This is a genomic window from Haematospirillum sp. 15-248, from assembly GCF_012102665.1.
Taxonomy (GTDB): domain Bacteria; phylum Pseudomonadota; class Alphaproteobacteria; order Rhodospirillales; family Rhodospirillaceae; genus Haematospirillum.
This window is the reverse complement of sequence record NZ_JAAVTF010000004.1, coordinates 135,823-157,256: the sequence shown is the minus strand read 5'-3', so window position 1 is coordinate 157,256 and position 21,434 is coordinate 135,823. Positions and strand designations below refer to the sequence as shown.

The 21,434-nt window shown below is 57.1% G+C and carries 16 protein-coding genes and 1 tRNA gene; 5 read left to right on the top strand and 12 right to left on the bottom strand.

Translation table 11 applies throughout. The annotated features are described in order from the left end of the window. The 8 genes from HEQ72_RS05995 to HEQ72_RS05960 form a co-directional block, all read right to left on the bottom strand. Positions 1 to 1,539 (bottom strand): hypothetical protein (locus HEQ72_RS05995; protein WP_168022857.1); only part of this gene is annotated, 1,539 nt, incomplete at its 3' end. A 111-nt stretch (positions 1,540 to 1,650) separates the two neighbouring features. After that, positions 1,651 to 3,030, bottom strand: coding sequence for an HlyD family type I secretion periplasmic adaptor subunit (locus HEQ72_RS05990; RefSeq protein ID WP_168022856.1), 1,380 nt, complete (start codon positions 3,028 to 3,030; stop codon positions 1,651 to 1,653). After that, positions 2,996 to 5,278, bottom strand: coding sequence for a peptidase domain-containing ABC transporter (locus HEQ72_RS05985; RefSeq protein ID WP_168022855.1), 2,283 nt, complete (start codon positions 5,276 to 5,278; stop codon positions 2,996 to 2,998). The genes HEQ72_RS05990 and HEQ72_RS05985 overlap by 35 nt, the downstream gene beginning before the upstream one ends. Beyond that, entirely contained in the window at positions 5,275 to 6,981 is a 1,707-nt protein-coding gene (locus HEQ72_RS05980; protein ID WP_168022854.1) for a peptidase domain-containing ABC transporter, read from the bottom strand. The genes HEQ72_RS05985 and HEQ72_RS05980 overlap by 4 nt, the downstream gene beginning before the upstream one ends. A gap of 214 nt (positions 6,982 to 7,195) precedes the next feature. Then, positions 7,196 to 7,280, bottom strand: a tRNA-Leu gene (locus HEQ72_RS05975). A 190-nt stretch (positions 7,281 to 7,470) separates the two neighbouring features. After that, complete coding sequence (locus tag HEQ72_RS05970) at positions 7,471 to 7,812, bottom strand: phasin family protein (RefSeq protein WP_168020600.1); 342 nt, start codon at positions 7,810 to 7,812, stop codon at positions 7,471 to 7,473. Positions 7,813 to 8,004: 192 nt separating this feature from the next. Beyond that, positions 8,005 to 10,638, bottom strand: coding sequence for an alanine--tRNA ligase (alaS, locus tag HEQ72_RS05965; RefSeq protein WP_168022853.1), 2,634 nt, complete (start codon positions 10,636 to 10,638; stop codon positions 8,005 to 8,007). Between the two features lie 90 nt (positions 10,639 to 10,728). After that, a complete protein-coding gene (locus HEQ72_RS05960; RefSeq protein WP_168020597.1) occupies positions 10,729 to 11,793 on the bottom strand; it encodes a threonine aldolase family protein in 1,065 nt (354 codons plus the stop codon). A gap of 327 nt (positions 11,794 to 12,120) precedes the next feature. Between HEQ72_RS05960 and HEQ72_RS05955 the strand changes: the two genes are divergently transcribed. From HEQ72_RS05955 to ppa, 5 genes are all read left to right on the top strand, one after another. Next, complete coding sequence (locus tag HEQ72_RS05955; protein ID WP_168020596.1) at positions 12,121 to 13,032, top strand: ABC transporter ATP-binding protein; 912 nt, start codon at positions 12,121 to 12,123, stop codon at positions 13,030 to 13,032. Positions 13,033 to 13,087: 55 nt separating this feature from the next. Next, a complete protein-coding gene (locus HEQ72_RS05950; protein ID WP_322099217.1) occupies positions 13,088 to 13,837 on the top strand; it encodes a transporter substrate-binding domain-containing protein in 750 nt (249 codons plus the stop codon). A gap of 66 nt (positions 13,838 to 13,903) precedes the next feature. Then, positions 13,904 to 14,575: an ABC transporter permease gene (locus tag HEQ72_RS05945; RefSeq protein WP_168020595.1), complete on the top strand. Its 672-nt coding sequence runs from the start codon at positions 13,904 to 13,906 to the stop codon at positions 14,573 to 14,575. 12 nt (positions 14,576 to 14,587) lie between these two features. Then, the gene (locus HEQ72_RS05940) at positions 14,588 to 15,313 is read left to right on the top strand and encodes an ABC transporter permease (protein WP_168020594.1); all 726 of its coding nucleotides are present in this window, start codon (positions 14,588 to 14,590) and stop codon (positions 15,311 to 15,313) included. Positions 15,314 to 15,453: 140 nt separating this feature from the next. Then, entirely contained in the window at positions 15,454 to 15,987 is a 534-nt protein-coding gene (gene ppa, locus HEQ72_RS05935) for an inorganic diphosphatase (RefSeq protein ID WP_168022852.1), read from the top strand. 85 nt (positions 15,988 to 16,072) lie between these two features. Here ppa and phoU read toward each other — a convergent pair whose 3' ends face one another. The 4 genes from phoU to HEQ72_RS05915 all read right to left on the bottom strand — a co-directional run bounded on the left by phoU (position 16,073) and on the right by HEQ72_RS05915 (position 21,391). After that, positions 16,073 to 16,777, bottom strand: coding sequence for a phosphate signaling complex protein PhoU (phoU, locus tag HEQ72_RS05930; protein WP_168022851.1), 705 nt, complete (start codon positions 16,775 to 16,777; stop codon positions 16,073 to 16,075). A gap of 85 nt (positions 16,778 to 16,862) precedes the next feature. Beyond that, entirely contained in the window at positions 16,863 to 18,416 is a 1,554-nt protein-coding gene (locus HEQ72_RS11720; RefSeq protein WP_168022850.1) for a sensor histidine kinase, read from the bottom strand. A 7-nt stretch (positions 18,417 to 18,423) separates the two neighbouring features. Continuing rightward, positions 18,424 to 20,709: an NADP-dependent malic enzyme gene (locus tag HEQ72_RS05920; protein ID WP_168020590.1), complete on the bottom strand. Its 2,286-nt coding sequence runs from the start codon at positions 20,707 to 20,709 to the stop codon at positions 18,424 to 18,426. 31 nt (positions 20,710 to 20,740) lie between these two features. Further along, entirely contained in the window at positions 20,741 to 21,391 is a 651-nt protein-coding gene (locus tag HEQ72_RS05915; RefSeq protein WP_322099218.1) for a hypothetical protein, read from the bottom strand. Positions 21,392 to 21,434: the final 43 nt, after the last annotated feature.

Below are 21,434 nucleotides of genomic sequence, written 5' to 3'. Positions count from 1 at the left end.
GGACGTGTCAACAAGGGAAACCGGCTGGATCCCAAGGGAAACAACCGTGTCCTCTTGCGTTGTCACAGGATCGGACCCAGCCCTCAGGTCCGGTACATCAATAACCGGCGTCACATTGACCGCGACAGGAACATCAACGGTTTTCGTGACCGCATTGCCACCGCCCTCCGGCGTGTCAACAACCGTCGCCCTGACCCTCGCCGTGAAAGCGCCGCTCCAATTCTCCGGCGGGCGCACCGCAAGCGTGCCAACCTTGCTGGCAGCAACAGCATGGCTCGTGTCCGGACCGCCGGATGTCGCAAGCGGCGTAAACACGTCCCCGGCCAGCGTCCCGAGGACCGCACCCGCGGGCAAACCGGACACACTCACCGAAAGCGTCTCGGACGTGTCAACAAGGGAAACCGGCTGGATCCCAAGGGAAACAACCGTGTCCTCTTGCGTTGTCACAGGATCGGACCCAGCCCTCAGGTCCGGTACATCAATAACCGGCGTCACATTGACCGCGACACCGGCGGTACGAACGGCAGACGATGGGGCACCTGCATCTGTCGACGTCGCCGTGACCGTCGCCCTAAAAGCGCCGCTCCAATGCGCAGGAACCTTCACCGCAGCCGTTGTGACCTGCGTCTCGTCCAGTGTCCCGCCAGGCACCTCAATGAAGGTGCCTTTACCGTCACGATAACCGACCTGCGTCCCGGCCGGAGCATCCTTCAGGCTGATCGCAAACGTCGTCGCTTCCTTGCCGTCCTTTTCCTCATAGGAAATCGTCAGCGGCACAACCGCACCAGCCGCCGTTTCAGGAACCGTAACCGGCGCAACCGACAAAGCCGAAAGACCATCCGAAATGGGCGCAATATCCGCATGTCGCTCCTCAGTCGGCAGAACAACGGCATCCAAGATCTCTGGCTCCAGAGTCTCTTCAACAAGCGCATCGCTCTCTTCGCCGTCAGGCTGAGTATACTCCTCATCCGAATCCCGACGCCGACGGTCACCACGCCAAGCCGTTATTTCTTGATCTTCAACAGAAATAGATTCATCCGTGCCGTCAGCGTCCTCGTTATCTTCGTCCTCCGTCTCCACAAGCCCGGAGCGTTGCTCCTGACGCTCCACCGAGACTTCCGAACGGTCTACAGATACGGATCCAGACTGTGCTTGCGTGACAACTTCACCCCCGGTCTCCTGAATATCGGAGACCTGCCGGCGCTCTTCCAACCCTGAAGAGGTAACCAGCGTTTCTTCGTCATCAGAGATATAACCATTCACATCCATATCGCGACGGCTGCCGGTATGGGTCGTTGCATGGCTCGTCAGATTGCGTTCCGAACGATTCTGTTCTTGGCTGTCATCATTGGCTTCACGCGCAATGGCGTCCAATGGATCATCTATTTCGTCATCACCCGCGACACGCGGCCTGAGATTGGCAATATCACCCGATAAAACCTCATCAAAGAGATCGGCCTGCCCAGACACAGAAGACACACCCGGAGTAATGTTCTCCACCTCTTCAGGCAGAACCACCGTAGAGTTCTTGTCTGTCATACGAACCTCTTCAAAACAACAGATTGATACCAAGGCCGCTGCCCCGTGCAACGGTTGCAGCAATCCTTAATGTGTATACGTGTTTTGGAAACCCGTACAGAGCTGTGTTTCTCAGCGCTCTGTGAAGGCTTGGGTTGCCGCTACGTAGATTGGTTTCAGGAGATACTCAATCAGCGTCTTTTCGCCGGTCAAGATATCAGCCTGCACAACCATGCCAGGCAAAAGCCTGTTGTGGATCTTTCCAATCCAGTTCTGGGACAAACGGATACGAGCCTTGTAATAAGGTTGTCCCTGTTCATCAAAAAATGTTGTGGCCGATATTAATTCCAAGGTTCCATCAATGCTTCCGTAACGAGCGTAATCAAAAGCCGTTACCTTGACCCGCACGGTCTGACCAACCTCAACCGCGCCAATGTCTTTTGTTGCTATACGGGACTCGACAACCATCTCTCCCGCACCGGGCACAATTTCGGCCAATAATTGCCCGGGCGTTACCACCTCGCCGGCATGCCTGACAGCAAGCCCCTTGATCACGCCATCAGACGGAGCCGTAACCGTCAGCCGATTCACCTTGTCACGGGCACGCCCCAAGGCTTCCTCAACTTCTGCAAGCTCTGCAGCCACGGCACCAATGCGGTTTACCGTCTCTTCATGGCCACTGCTTTCAAGCTCCATCAACTGCTGCGTCACTTCGGCGATACTGCCGCGAACACTTTCCAGCTGCCCCTGCATCCGGGACTGCTCTGCCTGCCGGCCGGCAAGCTCCCGCTCCGCACGCAACATGCTGATCTTGGAGCCAATCCCCTGCTGGAAAAGACGACGATAAACATCCCGTTCCTGCGAGAGGGCCGAAACTTCCTTGGCGCTGGACTGAAGCTGCTGAACCAGGCCTGCCTCTTCCGCTTTGCGCTGCCCCAGCCGGCTTTGCAGAACAGATCTTCTGTCCTTCAGGGAACGAATCTGCGCCGCAAGAATGGCCTGCTGATCTTCCCCGATAGAAGCAAAGTTGCCCCCGGACAAAGATGACAAGTCCACATCCTCTCCCGCTGCAAAGGCACGCAACCGCCCGAGCTGGAACTCCAGAAAGGCACGACGCGTCAGCAACTGACCTTGCTCTGCCTCAAAGGCAGCTGGATCAAGACGCAACAACAGCTGGCCCATGGATACGTGATCGCCTTCCTGCACCAGAACCTCACGGACAATACCGCCCTCGAAGTGCTGGATCTTCAGTACAGGATCAACAGGCACAACCTGACCGGACGTCACCGCCGTCTCGGCAACCGGCTGTGTAGAAGCCCAAACGGTAAATGCAAAAACAATAGCAGCAACGATAAACAGAAGCCTGCGACGATGGTCGCTGATATCTTCTTCCAAGTGCACGACATGGGCCTGAGGACGCTGCCGACGGCGGCCACGCTCAACAACCGGATGCGCTATTGCTGTTTGCACTACCTTGTCAGGGGCCATTGTCAGGCTTCTGTCCTTTTCCATCACTCTTTTCTGCCTGCTCCACGGGGGGAGTCGGCCGGGAGGGTGTCAGCGATTCAACATCCACAAAACGCACAACCTGACCATCACGCAGCTCCAGAAGCTTGTCTGCAAGCCGGACATGGCTGGGACGATGCGTCACCACAACAACCGTAACCCTGCCCTGCAAGCGGCGGATCACGTTCATCAAAGCCTCGTCACCGGCAGCATCCAACCCACCTGCCGGTTCATCCAGAAGAACGATCGGCGCATCCTTGCGCATCAGAACCCTGGCAAGGGCTATGCGGGTCCGCACACTGGGAGAGGCAACTTTCTGGTCACCAAACCGCGTTTCCAGACCATCGGGCAGCTCCCTCAGGTCATCAGCCAAACCAACCAGACCGGCTACCTCCTGAATATCAGCCAAGGACGCCGACGGGTCAGCCAGCTGGATATTCTGGATCACCGTACCCCGAAAGATCTCCGGCTCTTCCGGGCACCAGGCAATAACCCTTCTGTACTCCAGCGGATCAAAGCGACGGATATCCATACCATCAACTTTGACCATGCCGGTCTGGCCTTTGAGAACACCGGCCAACGCCTTGATCAGGGTCGACTTGCCAGCACCATTCCGACCAACAACGGCGACCACCTCACCAGGCTTCACTTCAAAGCTGACACCAAGCAGGGCCGGTTCACTATCCTGGCTGTAACGCAGACTGAAGCGACTGACCTGTATGCTACCACCCAGTTCACGCACTGGCCGAACCAAGGCATGAGGCGGACGCTCGGGTATCATCTCCATCAGCCGGTCGATCTGGCGGATACTGGAATGCACCTGCTCGGAACGAGCCAGCACCATAAACCCGGCCTGGAACGGCGCCAAGGCGCGCCACAACAGGATCATCGAGGCAATAAGCCCACCCGTGGACATCACACCGGCAAGGACAGCCACAGCGCCAAACCACAACGTGGCAACGCCACACAACATGACAACGCCCTGGGCGGCAACAGCCAAGAAAGCAACCGTCTGGTTGGTCCCGAAATTAGCCTGCGCTGCCCGCGCAGAGCGAATGCGATAACGGTTCAACCATACAGAGAACGCACCCGTCGTACGCAACAGCCGGTGAAGGCGCACCGCCTCAATAGCAAGCTCCTGCCTGTTTGAGGTCGCCCGCGCAGCTTCGGCTACCTGACGGCGCAAGGGCTCTCTGGCCAGAAAACCCATAGCAACAAGTACAAGAGCACCAATTGTCGGGACCAGCCCAAGCCAGCCAGCCAGAATGTACATGCTGGCGATTACCAGAACCGAGAAGGGTACGTCAAGGACAGACTGGGCGCTCTGCCCGGTCAAAAACTCACGTACCGTGTCGAAGTCCTTGACCCTGGACACTTGTGCACCAACGCTGGCCCCTTCTGTAACACTTGGCGGAAGATATAAAAGGCGCTCGAAAACAGCCCGCCCGACCAGAATATCGATTCGCGCGCCGACTCGAGCCAGCAACCTTGTACGCAAGGATCGGGCACCAAGCTCACCTGTCAGGGCAACAATCATGACCAGGACAAGAGACCCCAAGGTAGAAAGCGACCCAGATGATATGTACCTATCATAGATCGCCATCACATACAGCGGGGATGTAATCGCCAGCAACGTGATAACAGCTGTCAGGGCAAGGGCAATCCACAGATGGGGACGAAACCGCATCAGGATGCCACCCAGCCACGACCCTTCCCGCAAGGAAGAAGCCCGGGCATCAGGATCTTCAATCGCCTGGAAGACAAGGGCAACGCCAGGGTTCACGTCATCAATAACCTGAACACCATAACCGGGCATGAAAACATGCAAGCCATCGTGTTCCCGGGACAGAACAACACAGGCATCCGCATCGTCAGGGAGAAAAAGACAGGGCAGTTCCCGGTCCGGGATGGATGAAACAACCCCGACCCTCAGAACACTGGAGAAACCGAGATCAACCATGGTCCGGCGCAGACCGGTCAAGTCCAGGGGACCTCCGAAGTAAGGCAGGGACTCAACCAAGTGGCGAGTATCCCCGTCCCAACCCAACGCACGTAGAAGAACAGGCAGACAAAGCCCCAAGTCATTGCGGGTCAGCAATGACTCGTCGGGAAGCTCCAGCGGACGGGAACGGTAGCGTACCGGCCCCGCACCTGTAGCATCAGGGCCAGTCTCTTCTGGCGACACCCTGACTCCTATCCCCTTGTTCATGCTGTAGCCATCGACAACATCACCATCGGATATGACCACGCTCACGCCCCCTGTTCCGGAGGAACCGCGCGGACCACACCATCTGGACCCGGTAATGGAACCAGACGACCAGCAACCAGTTCATAATGACACTGGGCTATTTTCAATGTCGATGGCCTGTGACTCACAATGACAAAAGCGCGATCCTTCATCCGACGCTGCATGGCCTGCATCAGCAGCTGGTCCGAAGCTCCATCCAGAAGCGTATTCGCATCATCGAAAAGAATAACAGCAGGATCGAGAGCCAATATCCTTGCAATCGATATTCTCTGGATAACCCCGCGGGGCAAGGCACTGCCGATACGACCACCCAGCGGAGCATCAAACCCCTGGGCCAAGGACGCAGCAAATTCATTCAAGCCAAGCTCTTCAGCCACAGCAAGGGCTGTACGCTCCCTTTCGTGATCAAAAAGCGTCAGATTTTCCAGAAAAGTACCGGCAACAAGTTCGCCATGCTCGCCAAGAAAACCGGTCGCCTGCCACAGATCATCCCGACGCACATTGGCAAGATCCTGCCCATCAACCAGAACACGCCCCTGCTCGGGAACAAGATGACCTGTCATCAACCATAGCAACAGGGACTTTCCGCTGCCATTAGCACCACGAATGCTGATGGAATCCCCCGGACGCAAAGTAAGGGACACAGAATCAAGAAGCCATGATCCATCAGGCCTCCGCCCATAACAGACGTTGTCCAGTGTCAGAACCCCCTTGTCGATGACCAAGGGATCTTTGTCCTCATCCAAGGCAATGGCAAACGTTTCGGCAACCCTCTGCTCTGCCATCGTATTGCTTTGACGGCGGAGCCAAACAGACAAAGCCGCCTGCACAGGGGGGGCAATGCGCCCGGCCAGCATAGTGCAGGCCCCCAGACTCCCGACTGTCATCTGATGGTCCACAACCAGCATGGCTCCAAAGGCAACCGTCCCGACTGTCAAAGCCTGGGTAAAGATAGCCCCCAGCATCTGGACGGCTCCCTGACGAATAGCCAGGATGTGGCGCCCACTTATGGCATTCTCCAGGAGACGTTCAAAACGCCTGAGCATCTGCGCCTCGGCAGAGAGAGCCTTGACCGTCTGGATGCCTGACAGAGTCTCCAACATGAAATTGAAGCGACGCTCATACTGCTCACCCGTTTCTTCGGTGGCAGAACGCAGCTTGTCCCCCTGGTGCAGGGACACCATGACAAACACAGCCGTCATCAGGATGGGCACGAAAACAAGCCACCCGCCCAGGAAGAGAATAACAAACAAAAATATCCCTATAAAAGGCAAGTCAGCCAAGGCCAACAGCATCCGTCCACCATGGAAGTCACGCAGCTTGTCCACTGATGACAGACGCTCCAGATGAGTCCCCCCCCCGTCTTTCTCGAAGCGAGACATGGGCAGGGACAAGAGCCTGCGCAAACTTTCATAATGGCCACGATGTTCAAAGCGGGCCGACACAAGACCGGCCAATCCCTCTCTCAAGGTGCGCAAGAGCATTTCCAGGATCAAGGCGCTGATAACACCCAATGCCAGAAGATCAAGGGTTGCCATATTATGATTAGGCAAAATGCGATCATAGATCTGCAGCATTGACAGCGGCAATGCCAGGGCAACTACATTGATAAAGAAAGAAGACAGGAACAATTCGACAAGATGGCGCTGTCCGGACACAAGATGGGCCGGATCCGACGCGCGATGGAAAGCGGGTGCCTGACCTGCCATAATTGCCTGTCCCCTGCCGGACTCTCCCGACACTCCTGCCATACCTGAGCCAATACAACTTTTCGACTATGCATAAACAACCAAAGATAAACGTGTCCTGAATACACCGAAATTTCAACCAAAAGAATTTACAACTCTTCTATTCCCCATCAAAAGTAATCTTTGCGCCTCTTCAGCGGCCTACATTATCCTTTATTATCACATAGAAAGACAATGGTGGGGACGGCGGGACTTGAACCCGCAAGACCATAGGTCGGACGATTTTAAGTCGTCAGTGTTTACCATTTCACCACGTCCCCGGAGAAATGGACCCCACCCTAGACGCTCCCGGCCAAAGGCTCAAGCATCTTATTGCACCAGAAGGGAACTACCGATTCCATAGGGACAACACAGAGCATGTCCAACAGAAAACAATGTAGGCTGAAAAACAAAAAGCCGGCCGGAGAAACCCCGGCCGGGCATCAAGGAAAGAACTCAGGGATAATGCGTTCAGACCATGGTCTCAACCGCATTCTTGTAACGCGCCTGGATTGGCTCAAGCGCCGAACGGGCCACAATGGCACCCATCTCGGACAACTTCGAAGACTGGGCCACAGCCTTGTCCCAGCTCTCCCGCGCCAACTGCTGCTGCACGCGCGCCATATCATCCGGATTCTTGCAGGAAGCCAAGGCCTTGCTACCTTGGACAGCAACCTCAAGTGTCTTTCCGGTATAACCGAAAACTTCCTTGGCGATCTCCTCCACTCCGGCGGCCAGACGGTTCCCGGATTGGACAAAAGCATCAACGTTGGCCTTGTTGAAACTTACAACGTCGTCAAATGACCTGAACATCGGACCCTCCCGGGGGCATTCGCAGGCATAGCCCAGAGAAAACAGGGCCAAGCCTTGTAGAGGAAGACAGTTCACACTGCACCGCAGCATGAGACAAAAGTGCCCCCTCTTACCCTAAAAGTCAAGACCGGAATTGTGCAGCGCAGCAGAGGGGCAGATTGCCCTGCCTTCAGGTGCCATTTTCTCGCCTTCTCAGCCAGCAAGGCTGGACCGGATCGCGTCCAGCGCTGCCCCGGAAGCAGCACCATCCGGTCCCCCGGCCTGGGCCATGTCGGGACGACCACCGCCTCCCTTGCCGCCAACAACAGACGAACCGGCCCGAACCAGATCTACGGCATTGAAACGACTGGCCAGATCGGGAGAGACAGCCACAACCAGACTCGCCTTTCCTTCAAAGGACGAAGCCAAGGCAACAACCCCCGACCCAATCTGGCGCATCAGGTCATCGGCAATCCCCTTGAGGTCCTTGCCAGGTACATCATCCAACAGGCGCGACACGAAAGAGACACCATCAACCGTCACGGGCGCAATTCCTTGTCCGCCCGATCCACCTCCAAGTGCGGCCTTCCGACGCAGATCTTCCAACTCCCGCTCAAGCCGGCGACGCTCCTCTACCAATGCGGCAACACGCTCCGGAACCTCTGCGGGAGCAGCCTTCAGTGCCTCAGCCGCCCTGGACAACAGGCCCTCGCGGACAGAAATCCAGTCCAAAGCTCCCCGACCGGTGACCGCCTCGATCCGGCGCACCCCGGCCCCAACCGCACTCTCGGACACAATCCGCAACAAACCAATATCACCGGTACGGCTAACATGCGTGCCACCGCACAGCTCCGTTGACACATCCCCCATACTGACAACACGCACCTCATCACCGTACTTCTCACCAAACAAGGCCATAGCACCGGCCTTGATCGCGGAATCAGGATCCATCAGACGGGTGACAACCTCGACATTGGCCCGGATCGCCGCGTTGACATCAGCCTCGACAACGGCAATCTCCGCAGCAGTCACCGCACGGGGATGCGCAATATCAAAGCGCAGGCGATCAGCATCAACCAAAGATCCCTTCTGGGTGACATGTTCCCCAAGCCGCCGGCGCAAGGCCGTGTGCAGCAGGTGCGTTGCCGAGTGATTGGCCCGGATGGCCAGACGGGTTTCCGTATCCACTCTCAGGAATACAGCACCACCAACAGCAAGCACCCCCTCGTCCACAAGGCCGGCATGCACAATCAGGTCACCCAGCTTCTTCTGGGTATCAGTTACGGATACGCGCCCCGTACCCTCGACAAGAGCAATGACCCCACGGTCACCGACCTGGCCACCGGATTCGCCGTAAAACGGGCTTTGATTCACCACAACAGAAACGGTCTGCCCCGCTTCGGCACGGTCCACACGCTTGCCATCAACAAGCAGGGCCAGGATCTTGCCCTCGGCCTCATCGGTGGCATACCCCAGAAACTCGGTTGCCCCGACACTCTCACGCAGTTCGAACCAGACAGCATCGGTTGCCGCCTCCCCCGAACCAGCCCAGGACTTCCGTGCCTTTTCACGCGCCTGGTCCATGGCTGTATGGAAACCATCCAGGTCAACGGTATACCCCTCGCCACGCAAGGCATCCTGTGTCAGGTCCAGCGGAAAGCCATAAGTATCGTACAGGGTAAAGGCGACACCGCCGGGCAAGGTCCCGCCAGAGGGCAGCCTCTCTTTCTCCGCATCCAACAGGCGCAGGCCACGCTCCAGCATCTGACGGAAACGGGTTTCTTCCAGACGCAGCGTTTCGACAATCAGGGCATGGGCACGCTCCAGCTCATGGAACGCCAGGCCCATGGCCCGCAGCAAGGCGGGCACCAGACGGTACATGACCGGTTCCCGGCATCCCATGATATGGGCATGACGCATGGCCCGGCGCATAATCCGGCGCAGGACATAACCCCGCCCCTCGTTGGATGGCAGGACACCATCGGCAATCAGGAAGCATGCTGCACGCAGGTGATCGGCGATCACACGGTGACTTACCTTGTGCGGACCATCCGGATCCGTATTGGCAACATCGGCCACGGCTTCGATCAGGCCACGCATCAGATCAATATCGTAATTATCGTGCTTGCCCTGAAGAATGGCGGCAAAGCGTTCCAGACCCATCCCCGTATCAATGGACGGTCGGGGCAGATTGATCCGGGTTTCGGCATCAACCTGTTCAAATTGCATGAAAACCAGGTTCCAGATTTCGATAAAACGGTCGCCATCCTGATCAGCGCTGCCAGGAGGACCACCGGCAATACCCGGACCATGGTCAAAGAAGATTTCCGAACACGGACCACACGGACCCGTCTCCCCCATCATCCAGAAATTATCCATCGTTGGAATGCGAATGATACGGCTGTCCGGCAGACCTGATATGCGACGCCACAAACCGGCGGCGTCCTCGTCCGAAGTGTGCACCGTCACCAGAAGCCGGTCAGCAGGCAGACCAAACTCACGGGTCACCAGCGTCCAGGCATGATGGATGGCCTCTTCCTTGAAATAATCACCGAAAGAGAAATTCCCCAGCATTTCAAAGAAGGTGTGATGACGGGCTGTATACCCCACATTGTCGAGATCGTTGTGCTTTCCCCCTGCCCGAACACACTTCTGCGAACTGGCCGCCCGCGTCCATGGGCGCGTTTCCTGACCGGTAAAGACATTCTTGAACTGCACCATCCCCGCATTGGTGAACATCAGCGTCGGATCATTACGGGGCACCAAGGGGCTTGACTCAACGATCTGGTGGCCATGACGACCAAAATAGTCAAGAAAAGTGGCACGGATATCATTGGTTGTCTTCATGGGGGTACTTCTTCAGACTGGGGCGCAGCGGACGTTCATAATCCTGAATGGCCAGTTCTAGGACGACGTGGAGACGCTGTAAAGACGGAGTCAACCAACACCGGACAGAGACCCGGAAAGGGTCTGCACCATTTCCAAGACACTGTCTACATCCTCGACGCTGGTGGCAAAGGAACAAACCATACGGACAACATCAGGCCCAAGGTCCGACCATGGGCAGAAACCAATACCGGAGGCCGAGAGCGCATCGGCCATGCCCGGAGCCAGGCGCACAAAGACCTCGTTAACCTGAACCGGCATGACAAGTTCCACACCCGGGAGATCACCAAGACCAGCAGCAAGGCGCGCGGCCATGGCGTTGGCATTGTATGCATTGCGTAGCCAAAGGCCATCATCCAGCATCGCTTCCAGCTGGGCACTCACAAAACGGCTCTTGCTGAGAAGGTGGCCGGTCCGCTTCAGAAGATGCCCGAAGGTGTCCGCATGCCGGGGATCAAAGAACAAAACAGCCTCTGCCGCCCATGCCCCGTTCTTGGTTGCCCCGAATGACAAGGCGTCCACCCCGGCCCTCCAAGTCATATCCGCCGGAGAAACACCCGTCGCCATAACGGCATTGGCAAAACGTGCACCGTCCATGTGCACAGCCATTCCCAAGCACCGGGCAACGGAGCATACAGCCTCGATCTCATCAAGGCTGTAAACCGTTCCAAGTTCGGTAGCCTGCGTCAGGGTCACAGCCGCAGCCCTGGCACGATGAATTCCATGGGAAGAGGAACGGGAAAAGGCCACCTCCACGCCTTCGGGTGACAGTTTAGCCTGCTCTCCCGGAACGGGAATCAACTGGACCCCACCACCCAAAACCGTCGGTGCAGCAGCCTCATCACCCATTACATGGCTGTCCTGCTGACAGATAATACTGCCCCAGGGCGGACACAGGGCAGACAGGGACAAGCTGTTGGCAGCGGTTCCCGTTATAACCGGCCACATGACCAGATCAGGCTTCTCGAACACTTCCCGGAAGGAATCCTGGGCCCGGGCTGTCCAGTCATCAGCGCCATAGCCAGCTGCACTGCCAACCGATGCCACCGTCAAGGCATGCAGGATCTCCGGCGAACAGCCATCAACATTGTCAGACGTCAAATTTATGTTTTTCATGCCCAGGCACCCGACCACACCCTTAAATCCGTGGGAAACGTACAGGACTGCCGTACTTCCAGGCAACAAGGATCACAGAGGAGCGAACGGACATGAATTAACATAATGATGTAAATTTTCGTCATTATGACGGATATAACTACAAATATGATGCACAAAGACGACAAGAACATCCCAGAATGATGACTGAAAGATAAATACATGTAGAAGGATGCGATATAATGAGCATCATGGAGAGAGAAGCAACACGATAAACTATGCAATGAAGCCTGAAAGGCGGATCAATGTGAATAAAACAAGCCGCAATTCAAGGACTTTGCGAATCAAATGAAAACAAACATTCTTGACAAGATCTGCAAACTGGCACAGAACAAGCCCTCTTCTGCAATTCCGGGGCACAAGCAAGACCATTGCGCTCCGGCTCCCGCTGTCGAGGATACGGTGCAAAGTGAAGCGATCCCCGGTGACAACAGGGCTGTTGCCCTGGTTGCCGACAATATCCACAAGAGCTACCATGGACTGGAGGTCCTGAAGGGCGTTTCCCTTACAGCTCTTGAAGGCGATGTCATCTCTGTCATTGGCTCCTCGGGGTCGGGAAAAAGCACGTTCCTGCGATGCCTGAACCTGCTGGAAGTGCCGGATTCAGGTACGATCCGCATTGGGGAAGAAGAAATCCGCATGCGCCCCGACCGTAACGGGGGCATGGCTGTTGCCAGCGAACGACAGGTGACCGCACTGCGACGCCGCTTGGGCTTTGTCTTCCAGAACTTCAACCTGTGGCCACACATGACCATTCTGGAGAATGTGTCCGAAGGCCCTGTCCAGGTTCTCGGCCTCTCCCGGCGAGAGGCAAATGAAAAGGCTGAAGCTCTTCTGGCCAAGGTGGGTATTGCAGACAAGCGTCACGTACACCCGTCCCATCTTTCCGGTGGGCAGCAGCAACGGGCGGCCATAGCCAGGGCCATGGCGATGGATCCGCAGGTTATCCTGTTCGACGAACCAACCAGTGCCCTGGACCCCGAGCTGGTGGCAGAGGTGCTTGGTGTCATGCGTGGACTGGCCGAGGAAGGCCGGACAATGCTGGTTGTCACACACGAAATGAGCTTTGCCCGTGATGTTTCGAACCGGGTTGTCTTCCTGCACCAGGGGCGGATAGAAGAAGAGGGACATCCATCTCAGGTCATGACCAACCCATCATCACCCCGGCTGCGTCAGTTCCTTTCCAGCCACCTGTCCTGAGCGGCATAATAAAAACAGTCAATCATAACCCCGAAAACGCAAGGAGGGTGCTCTCGTGGAAAAAATTGTCAGCTGTATCATGGCGGCGGTTCTTGCTTTTGCGTCTGCATCCGGCGCTGTTGCTGCCGAAAAGATCCGCATTGTAACCGAGGGAACCTACCCCCCGTTCAGCAGCGTCAACGGCAAGGGAGAGTTGGTCGGCTTTGATGTCGATATTGCCAAGGCCCTGTGCAAAACCATGAAGGCGGAGTGTGAAATTGTCACCCAGAACTGGGATGGCATTATCCCCGGCCTTATGGCACGAAAGTACGATGCAGTCATTGCCTCAATGTCGATTACTGAAGAACGCAAGAAAGCAGTTGATTTCACAAGCCCTTACTACTCGAACAAGCTACAGTTCAGTGGTCCGAAGAGCAAGCCGCTGGATATCTCCAGGGCAGGCCTGCGGGGGAAGACTATTGGTGCCCAACGCGCGACATTTGCGGCAATCTGGTTTGAACAGAACTACAAGGGCGTGGACCTGAAGCTCTATGCCGGCCAGGAAGAAGTCTTTTCCGATATGGCATCCGGACGCTTGGATGGCATCATCGCCGATGTTTATGTCACCTATGACTGGCTGCAGTCGAAAATGGGGGAAAAATTCGAGTTCAAGGGTCCGGTCCTTTACGATGGTGACAAGGTCGGCATTGCCGTGCGCAAGGGGGATGCCCTGCGTGAACGCCTGAACAGCGCCCTCAAGACCATTCGCGAGAATGGAACCTACGCAAAGATCAACGCGCGTTACTTCCCGTTTGACATCTACTGATACCCACCACGGTGGCCTGCCGCTTTGTGACAGAAGCAAAGGCCGCCAACCGTAGAGGATTGTATCTTGCTATACGGCTTTGGCCTACAACTCCTGGAAGGTCTTCTCGTGACCGTGCAGGTCTCTGTGGTTTCTGTGTGCATTGGTATTGTGTTGGGCATGGCCGGCGGAACGGCCAAGGTCTATGGCCCTGCGCCCCTGCGGGGACTGGCTGAGCTCTATACAATCGTTCTGCGCGGATTACCGGAACTGCTGGTCGTCCTTCTGGTCTACTATGGTGGTTCGTGGCTGCTGGGCCTGATTCCGGGGTGGCCCCTAGAACTGAAACCTTTTGCGGCCGGATGCCTGGCACTGGCCACAACCTTTGGCGCCTATGCCACCGAAGTTTTCCGTGGTGCCCTCCAATCAATCCCAAAGGGGCAGATCGAAGCCGGTACGGCTATAGGATTGGGGCGCTTTCTTGTATTCCGTCGCATTATCCTGCCCCAGGTCTGGAGGCTGGCCCTTCCCGGACTGGGGAACCTGTTCCTCGTTCTGCTGAAGGACAGCGCCCTGGTCTCTGTCATCGGTGTGCACGACCTTATGTACAAGGCCGACATGGCCCGTACCGCAACACGGGATTCCTTTACCATGTTTTCTGCAGCCGCTGCCCTGTACCTGCTGCTGACAGCGGTTACAACCGCCGTACTCCATGTCCTCGAAAAAAGGACATACCACGGCATCCGCCGCCCTGCCTGAGGTTTTACGACCATGGACTTCAGCCTTGACCTGATGATCTCAAGCCTGCCGCACCTGCTTGACGGCGCGGTTCTGACAGCAGAGCTGGTGACACTTTCAGTCATCATCGGCTTTTTCATTGCCGTGCCGGTGGGTGTGTTGCGCAGCATCGGGGGGCCTTGGTGGATACAGGCTCTTCCGTGGTCCTACATCTTTTTCTTCCGCGGGACTCCGTTGCTGATCCAGATCTTCCTGATCTACTACGGGCTCAGCCAGTTTGAAGCTGTTCGTGACAGTCTGTTGTGGCCCCTGTTGCGGGATTCATACTGGTGCGCCCTGATCGCCTTCACCCTGAATACGGCGGCTTACTCTGCGGAAATACTGCGTGGAAGTATCGTTGCCGTGCCAGCTGGCGAGGTTGAGGCAGCCCACGCCGTGGGGATGACGCGTCGACAGGTCATCTGGCGTATTGTCCTGCCAAGGGCCTGCCGGATGTGTCTGCCTGCCTATGGAAACGAGATCATCTTCCTGATCAAGGGGTCTGCGCTGGCATCCGCCATCACGCTTGCCGAGCTGACGGGAAGTGCAAACATTATTATCGCACGAACTTACAAACCGTTGGAAGTTTTGCTCGCAGCCGGACTGATTTATCTGTTGATGATCTACGGCCTGACACTTGCGCTGAAGATGGTTGAACGGCACCTGTCGATTACGCCACCCCGCCTTCCAATTCGGGCCGAAGATACAGGTCCTGTCTGACACGTACAAAACCAACGGGAAACAGAGACCAATTCCCTGGTGCATCCCGGCCATACTGCCATTAGGATTCACCCGTTCTCATCCAGGTTTGCCACGCAGGCTTTCCTGCTGCGGCAACCGGACAACCGAGGCCATATCAGATGGATATCAAGAAGATCCCTGTCGGAAACAACCCTCCGCATGATGTCAATGTTATTATTGAGATTCCCCTGCGCAGCGACCCGGTTAAATACGAGGTCGACAAGGAAAGCGGAGCAATGTACGTCGACCGCTTCCTGCACACGGCCATGCACTATCCGTGCAATTACGGCTTTATCCCGCATACCCTTTCCGAGGACAATGACCCGATCGATGTCATGGTGGTGAGCAACATGCCTGTGGCTGTCGGGTCCGTGCTGCGGTCGCGCCCTGTCGGGGTCCTGTACATGGAAGATGAGTCTGGCGGGGATGAGAAAATCCTGGCTGTGCCGCATTCGAAACTGCATCCCTATCACGACAACGTGCAGAACTATACAGACCTGCGGTCAACCCTGATCCGGCAGATCGAGCACTTTTTCGTGCATTACAAGGATCTGGAAGAAGGAAAATGGGCAAAGGTCAAGGGCTGGGGTGACGCCGAGGCTGCCGGCAGGGCCATTGCCGAAGCGATCGAGCGGGCCAAGCAAAAAGGGTAAGGCGTAGCCCGCTCAGACAGGGCAAAAAAGACACGGCGGCTTTTTATCAGCCGCCGTGTTGCTTCTTACAGCCCTTGAACAACCCCTACAAACTCATCGAAGAACTCTGGTCCGCCTTGGGACGCTGCCCGGTCACCTGCTGGCCCGTCACAATAAAACAGGTAATCTCGGCCAGGTTGGTGGCATGGTCACCAACACGCTCCAGATTCTTGGCAATAAACATCAAGTGCGTGCACGGTGTGATGTTGCGCGGGTCCTCCATCATATAGGTCAGAAGCTCGCGGAACAGGGATGAGTACAGGTCATCAACCTCCCGGTCGCTGTCGCGCACCTTGTGGGCACGGTCTGTATCCTGGGCAAGGAAGGCATCCAGGGATTCCTTGAGAAGGTCGCGTACCAGCCAGCCCAACCGCAGGACCGACCGAATGGCCGGGATATGTGGTGACTGGCGCAATACCTCAACGCGGTGAGCGGTCGAGGTTGCATGGTCGGCAATCCGCTCCAGGGCCGAGGCAACCTTGAGCGACGACATGATCAGGCGAAGATCATCGGCAACCGGCTGACGCAGGGCCAGCAGGCGCACAACCTGTTCATTGATACTGTCCTCGTCACCGTCAACCTGGCCATCCGCCCCGATCACACGCGCCGCCAGATCCGTATCGCCCTGCTCCATGGCCTGAAGGGCTGATACCAGCTGTGCTTCCGCCAATCCCCCCATATGGGCAATGGTCTGGTTCAGACGATTGATGTCATGGTCAAACGACCGGACCGTATGCGGATTACCGGGCACAGCCTATACCTCCTCAACAACAAAAACGGCCCACTCCGGGGCGGGGGCGCATCATTGACCAAAAGCGCCGCCGGAGCAACGGATGTCAGCCCGTTTTCCCTGTCTGGTGACAATGTTGCTCCATGTAGGGGAGCCATACACTGAAGGCGCTACCCTGCCCCGGAGTGCTGTCGATATGCAGTGTACCACGGTGGCGGTTGACAATATGCTTCACGATGGCCAGTCCCAGCCCGGTTCCCCCCAGCTGACGGGAACGAACGGGATCAACGCGGTAGAAACGCTCGGTCAGGCGGGGAATATGCTCACGCGGAATGCCAACGCCATGATCCCGGACCGTCAGCGACAGACAATGATCACGCCCGTTACGGGGCATGGACGGGGGCGGCTTGCCTCCGACCCTTATCTCGACCGTTACCGGCCTCTTGTCCTGTCCGTAACGGATGGCATTGGTCAACAGGTTCTGCACGACCTGAGACAATTCATCAGCATCCCCGGGAACCGGGGGCAGACTGCCCGGAACATCCAGCACCAGGGATATGCCACGCTCCTCCGCCTGAGGTTCCAGTGCCGCGACTGCATCAGAGACAACAAGGGCCAAGTTTACGGCTTCTGTCGGGTGGGCATGCTCATGCAGCTCAACCTGTGACAGGGACATCAGGTCATCAATCAGTCGCTTCATGCGCAGGGCCTGCTGGTACATGATACCAAGAAACCGCTCCCGCGCATCAGGGTCATCACGGGCCGGGCCATTCAGGGTCTCCAGGAACCCGATGACTCCTGTCAAGGGCGTACGCAACTCGTGGCTGGCATTGGCAACAAAGTCAGCCCGCATTTTCTCGGCACGAACCAGAACGGTAACATCGTGAAACAACAAGACAGCCTGTCGGTCACCCTCTGGAGCCGGGACTGGTTCAATTTTCAGATCAAAGTATCGCTCGACCGGGCCAGAAGACACCACAAGGTTCAAGGATCGGGGAACACCGGATTGCAGGGTTCCGGCAACAGCTTCCAGAACCGGCGGATCACGCAGGACTGATGCCAGCGGGCGGTTGACAACATCCTTGGCAAACAACGCACCCGCAGCCGGACTGGCGGTCAGGACAATTTGGTCCTGACCAACCAGAATCAGGGGCTGCGGCATATTGGCAATCAGGGAACCATGCATATTGGCCATGTGCTCGGATTGTCTCAGCCGTTGGCGTATCTCGCTCCTGAGCGTCGCCGCAGCTTGAACAATGTCGCGGCCGGTTTCAGAGAACCGGAGATCCGGCAGGTGATGACTGCCCTCCCCCACGCCATCATCACGCAAACAAGCCGCAACCGCAGCCAGATCAGCCAGAAAAGGCCGCACCAGAACCGTCAGGCCAACCACGATGCAGAGCCAGGACAACAAGGCATCACCGACCGGCAGGCGGCCCAACGTCACAAGGCCAATCAGCACACCCACCGGGGGAACACTGCCAATCAAGGCAACACGAACACAACGGGACAACGAAACGGACCTGTGGGCTTCGGGCATAGTCAATCCTTGATCCGGGGCAGACTGTAAGCATGAAATAGCAACAGTGCCTGCCAGAATACGGGATCCAACAGAATGATCCGGATCGGATTGTCCGGAAAAGAGAAATTTTGGTGACACTTTCCGCTCAACGGCGCAGGGAATCGTGAACGGCCAGAACCGCCATCGTCACCAGATCAGAGACGTTGGCGTCCAAGTGCACAATCTGTACCGGCGCATCCAGGCCAATCATCATTGGACCGATGACCGTCGCTCCACCCATCTTGTCCATCAGCTTGTAGGCCACATTGGCTGAATGCTGTCCGGGCATGACCAGAATATTCGCCGGCCCTGACAGACGGCAGAACGGGTATACTTTCATCAGCTCGCTGTCCAGGGCCACGTTGGCCCCAAGGTCGCCGTCGTACTCAAAGTCGACATCCCGTGCATCCAGAAGACGGACCGCATCACGAACACGGGCCGTATCCGGCCCCATCGGGCTGCCGAACGTGGAATAACTGACCAGGGCCACCCTTGGCTCATGCCCCATCTGCCGCACCCTGGCCGCTGCACCGACGGCAATGTCGGCCAGCTCCTCCGCCGAGGGCGTTTCGTGAATGGTGGTATCGGCAATAAACACTGTCCGGCCACGCGACAGCATGATTGTCATCCCGAAGATACGGGATCCCGGCTTGGGATCCACAACTTTTAAAAGCCCCTTGAGAACACTTCCATGGGTACGGGTCAGGCCGGTCACCATGGCATCGGCATCCCCCAGGCAGACCATACAGGCCCCGAACACGTTCCGGTCCTGATTGACCAGACGCAGGCAGTCCCGCCACAACAGCCCGCGCCGCTGCATCCGACTGTACACATGGTCCGCGTAATAATGGTTCCGCTCCGACAGGGCGGCGTTATGGATTTCCACCCCCTCCAGGGCATCGGCATCCAGTCCAAGGCTGCTGACTGTGGCGGCAATCCGTTCCTTGCGGCCAACCAGAACCGGATACCCATAACCGGCATTCCGGAATGCGAGAGCCGCACGGATTGCTTTTTCTTCCTCACCTTCGGCAAAGACAACCCGGCATGAGCGAGCGGCCACTTCGGCAAAAATCGCCTGCATGGACCCGACCATGGGGTTGAGACGTGCAGCAAGGGCGCTCCGGTATGCGTCCATATCCTCGATCGGACGACGGGCAACCCCGCTATCCATAGCCGCCTTTGCCACCACGGGGGGAATGGTCGATACAAGTCGGGGATCAAAGGGAACCGGGATCAGATATTCAGGCCCGAACTGAAGCCGCCGACCGGAATAAGCCGCCGCCACCTCATCGGGGACATCCTCGCGCGCCATGGCGGCCAAAGCCTTGGCACAGGCAATCTTCATTTCCTCGTTGATGGTACGGGCCCGCACATCCAGGGCGCCGCGAAAGATATAGGGGAATCCAAGCACATTGTTGATCTGATTCGGGTAATCCGATCGCCCGGTTGCAACAATCGCATCGGTCCGCACTGCATACACCTCTTCCGGTGTGACCTCCGGATCCGGGTTGGCCATAGCGAAAACAATCGGGCGTGCCGCCATGGATTCCAGCATGGTCGGCGTGACGACCCCCTTGACCGATACCCCCAGAAAGACGTCTGCCCCCTCCATGGCCTCGGCCAGCGTGCGGGCCGGCGTCTGGATGGCATGAGCGGATTTCCACTGGTTCATGCCTTCGGTCCGCCCCACGTACACAACACCCTTGGTATCACACAGGGTGACATGCTCGTGACGCACGCCGATGGCCTTGATCAGTTCGACACAGGCAATCCCGGCGGCCCCGGCCCCGTTGACAACAATCCGTACCTCGTTCAGCTGGCGACCGGTCAACTTGCAGGCATTGATCAGCCCGGCCGCCGCAATGATTGCGGTGCCATGCTGGTCGTCATGAAAAACCGGAATGTCCATGATCTCGCGCAGTTGCTGCTCGATGATGAAACACTCCGGGGCCTTGATATCCTCAAGATTGATGCCGCCAAAACTGGGACCCAAGAAACGAACGCAGTTGATAAATTCGTTCACATCATGCGTATCGACCTCAAGATCGATGGAATCCACATCGGCAAATTTCTTGAACAGAACCGCCTTGCCTTCCATCACCGGCTTACCGGCCAGAGCGCCGATATCACCAAGCCCAAGAACGGCGGTACCATTGGAAATAACGGCAACCAGATTGCCCTTTGTCGTATAATCGTACGCCAGGGACGGATCCCGGGCAATCTCGCGGCAAGGCGCGGCAACACCGGGACTGTAGGCCAAGGACAAGTCTCGCTGGGTGGTCAGCGGCTTGGTCGGTACGATCTCGATCTTGCCCGGACGACCCGATGCATGCATGGCCAGGGCATCCCGCTCCAGCGTCGCCCGGAATGACTTGTCACCTTTTTCCCCCATGACCCCCGTCCTGCCCCTTGTTCCTGCCCGCCTAATCCACGGCAGGCACCTGTTCATGAACAGCCAGGGCACGGGCCCCGTGTTCCATCAAAACCAGACGCGCTTTTTCCTCGTCCCCCGGATCGGTCAGCAAAACCCATAGCAGAAGCTCGCCATTGGCTACAGCACAGGCATAATCGTCTGCATCGGGAAGAGCATCATATTCCTCAAATGCTTCCTTGAGAGCTGCCAGACCAACACCCGCCGCCGCCAGAATACCAACCAGGGCCACACCCGGACTTCCCGCCAAAGCAATCAACGTACCTGCAACAACAGGAACTTCGTAGCGGGTTTCAGCCAACAGCGGCAGAAGCCGGTCCTGCCAGGACTGTTCACCCCGCCCCATGGCCCCGACAGCATCGTGCCCGGCAAGAACAGAGAGATCCGTGCGCACAAATCCGACTTTCAGCAGTGCACGAATGCATGTCTCCAGCGCATCGGGCGTTGGCAGGATGCCAACCAGCTCGCGTACAGGGGTGACCGTGTCCGATGGGCGCGAAACCAAGACCAATAATCCTTGCTGGACAGAACGGGGCGAAGAACGACACAGCCATAGTGCCCGCCAGCCGACAGGATGCCCAGCGTATTTTACAACGGCGATACGGCGTACACAGAGTTTCCCCGTCACGGGCTTTGTATGCACATCGTGCAGTCCGGCACTGGCAAGACATCGGGAATGCCGTTAT

What these genes read in the sequence shown, in the direction of transcription:
- alaS (WP_168022853.1), bottom strand. Translation starts at nt 10,638, where the DNA reads ATGAAGACAACCAATGATATCCGTGCCACTTTTCTTGACTATTTTGGT.
- HEQ72_RS05940 (WP_168020594.1), top strand. Translation starts at nt 14,588, where the DNA reads ATGGACTTCAGCCTTGACCTGATGATCTCAAGCCTGCCGCACCTGCTT.
- HEQ72_RS05920 (WP_168020590.1), bottom strand. Translation starts at nt 20,709, where the DNA reads ATGGGGGAAAAAGGTGACAAGTCATTCCGGGCGACGCTGGAGCGGGAT.
- HEQ72_RS05970 (WP_168020600.1), bottom strand. Translation starts at nt 7,812, where the DNA reads ATGTTCAGGTCATTTGACGACGTTGTAAGTTTCAACAAGGCCAACGTT.
- HEQ72_RS05960 (WP_168020597.1), bottom strand. Translation starts at nt 11,793, where the DNA reads ATGAAAAACATAAATTTGACGTCTGACAATGTTGATGGCTGTTCGCCG.
- HEQ72_RS05980 (WP_168022854.1), bottom strand. Translation starts at nt 6,981, where the DNA reads ATGGCAGGTCAGGCACCCGCTTTCCATCGCGCGTCGGATCCGGCCCAT.
- HEQ72_RS05990 (WP_168022856.1), bottom strand. Translation starts at nt 3,030, where the DNA reads ATGGAAAAGGACAGAAGCCTGACAATGGCCCCTGACAAGGTAGTGCAA.
- HEQ72_RS05955 (WP_168020596.1), top strand. Translation starts at nt 12,121, where the DNA reads ATGAAAACAAACATTCTTGACAAGATCTGCAAACTGGCACAGAACAAG.
- ppa (WP_168022852.1), top strand. Translation starts at nt 15,454, where the DNA reads ATGGATATCAAGAAGATCCCTGTCGGAAACAACCCTCCGCATGATGTC.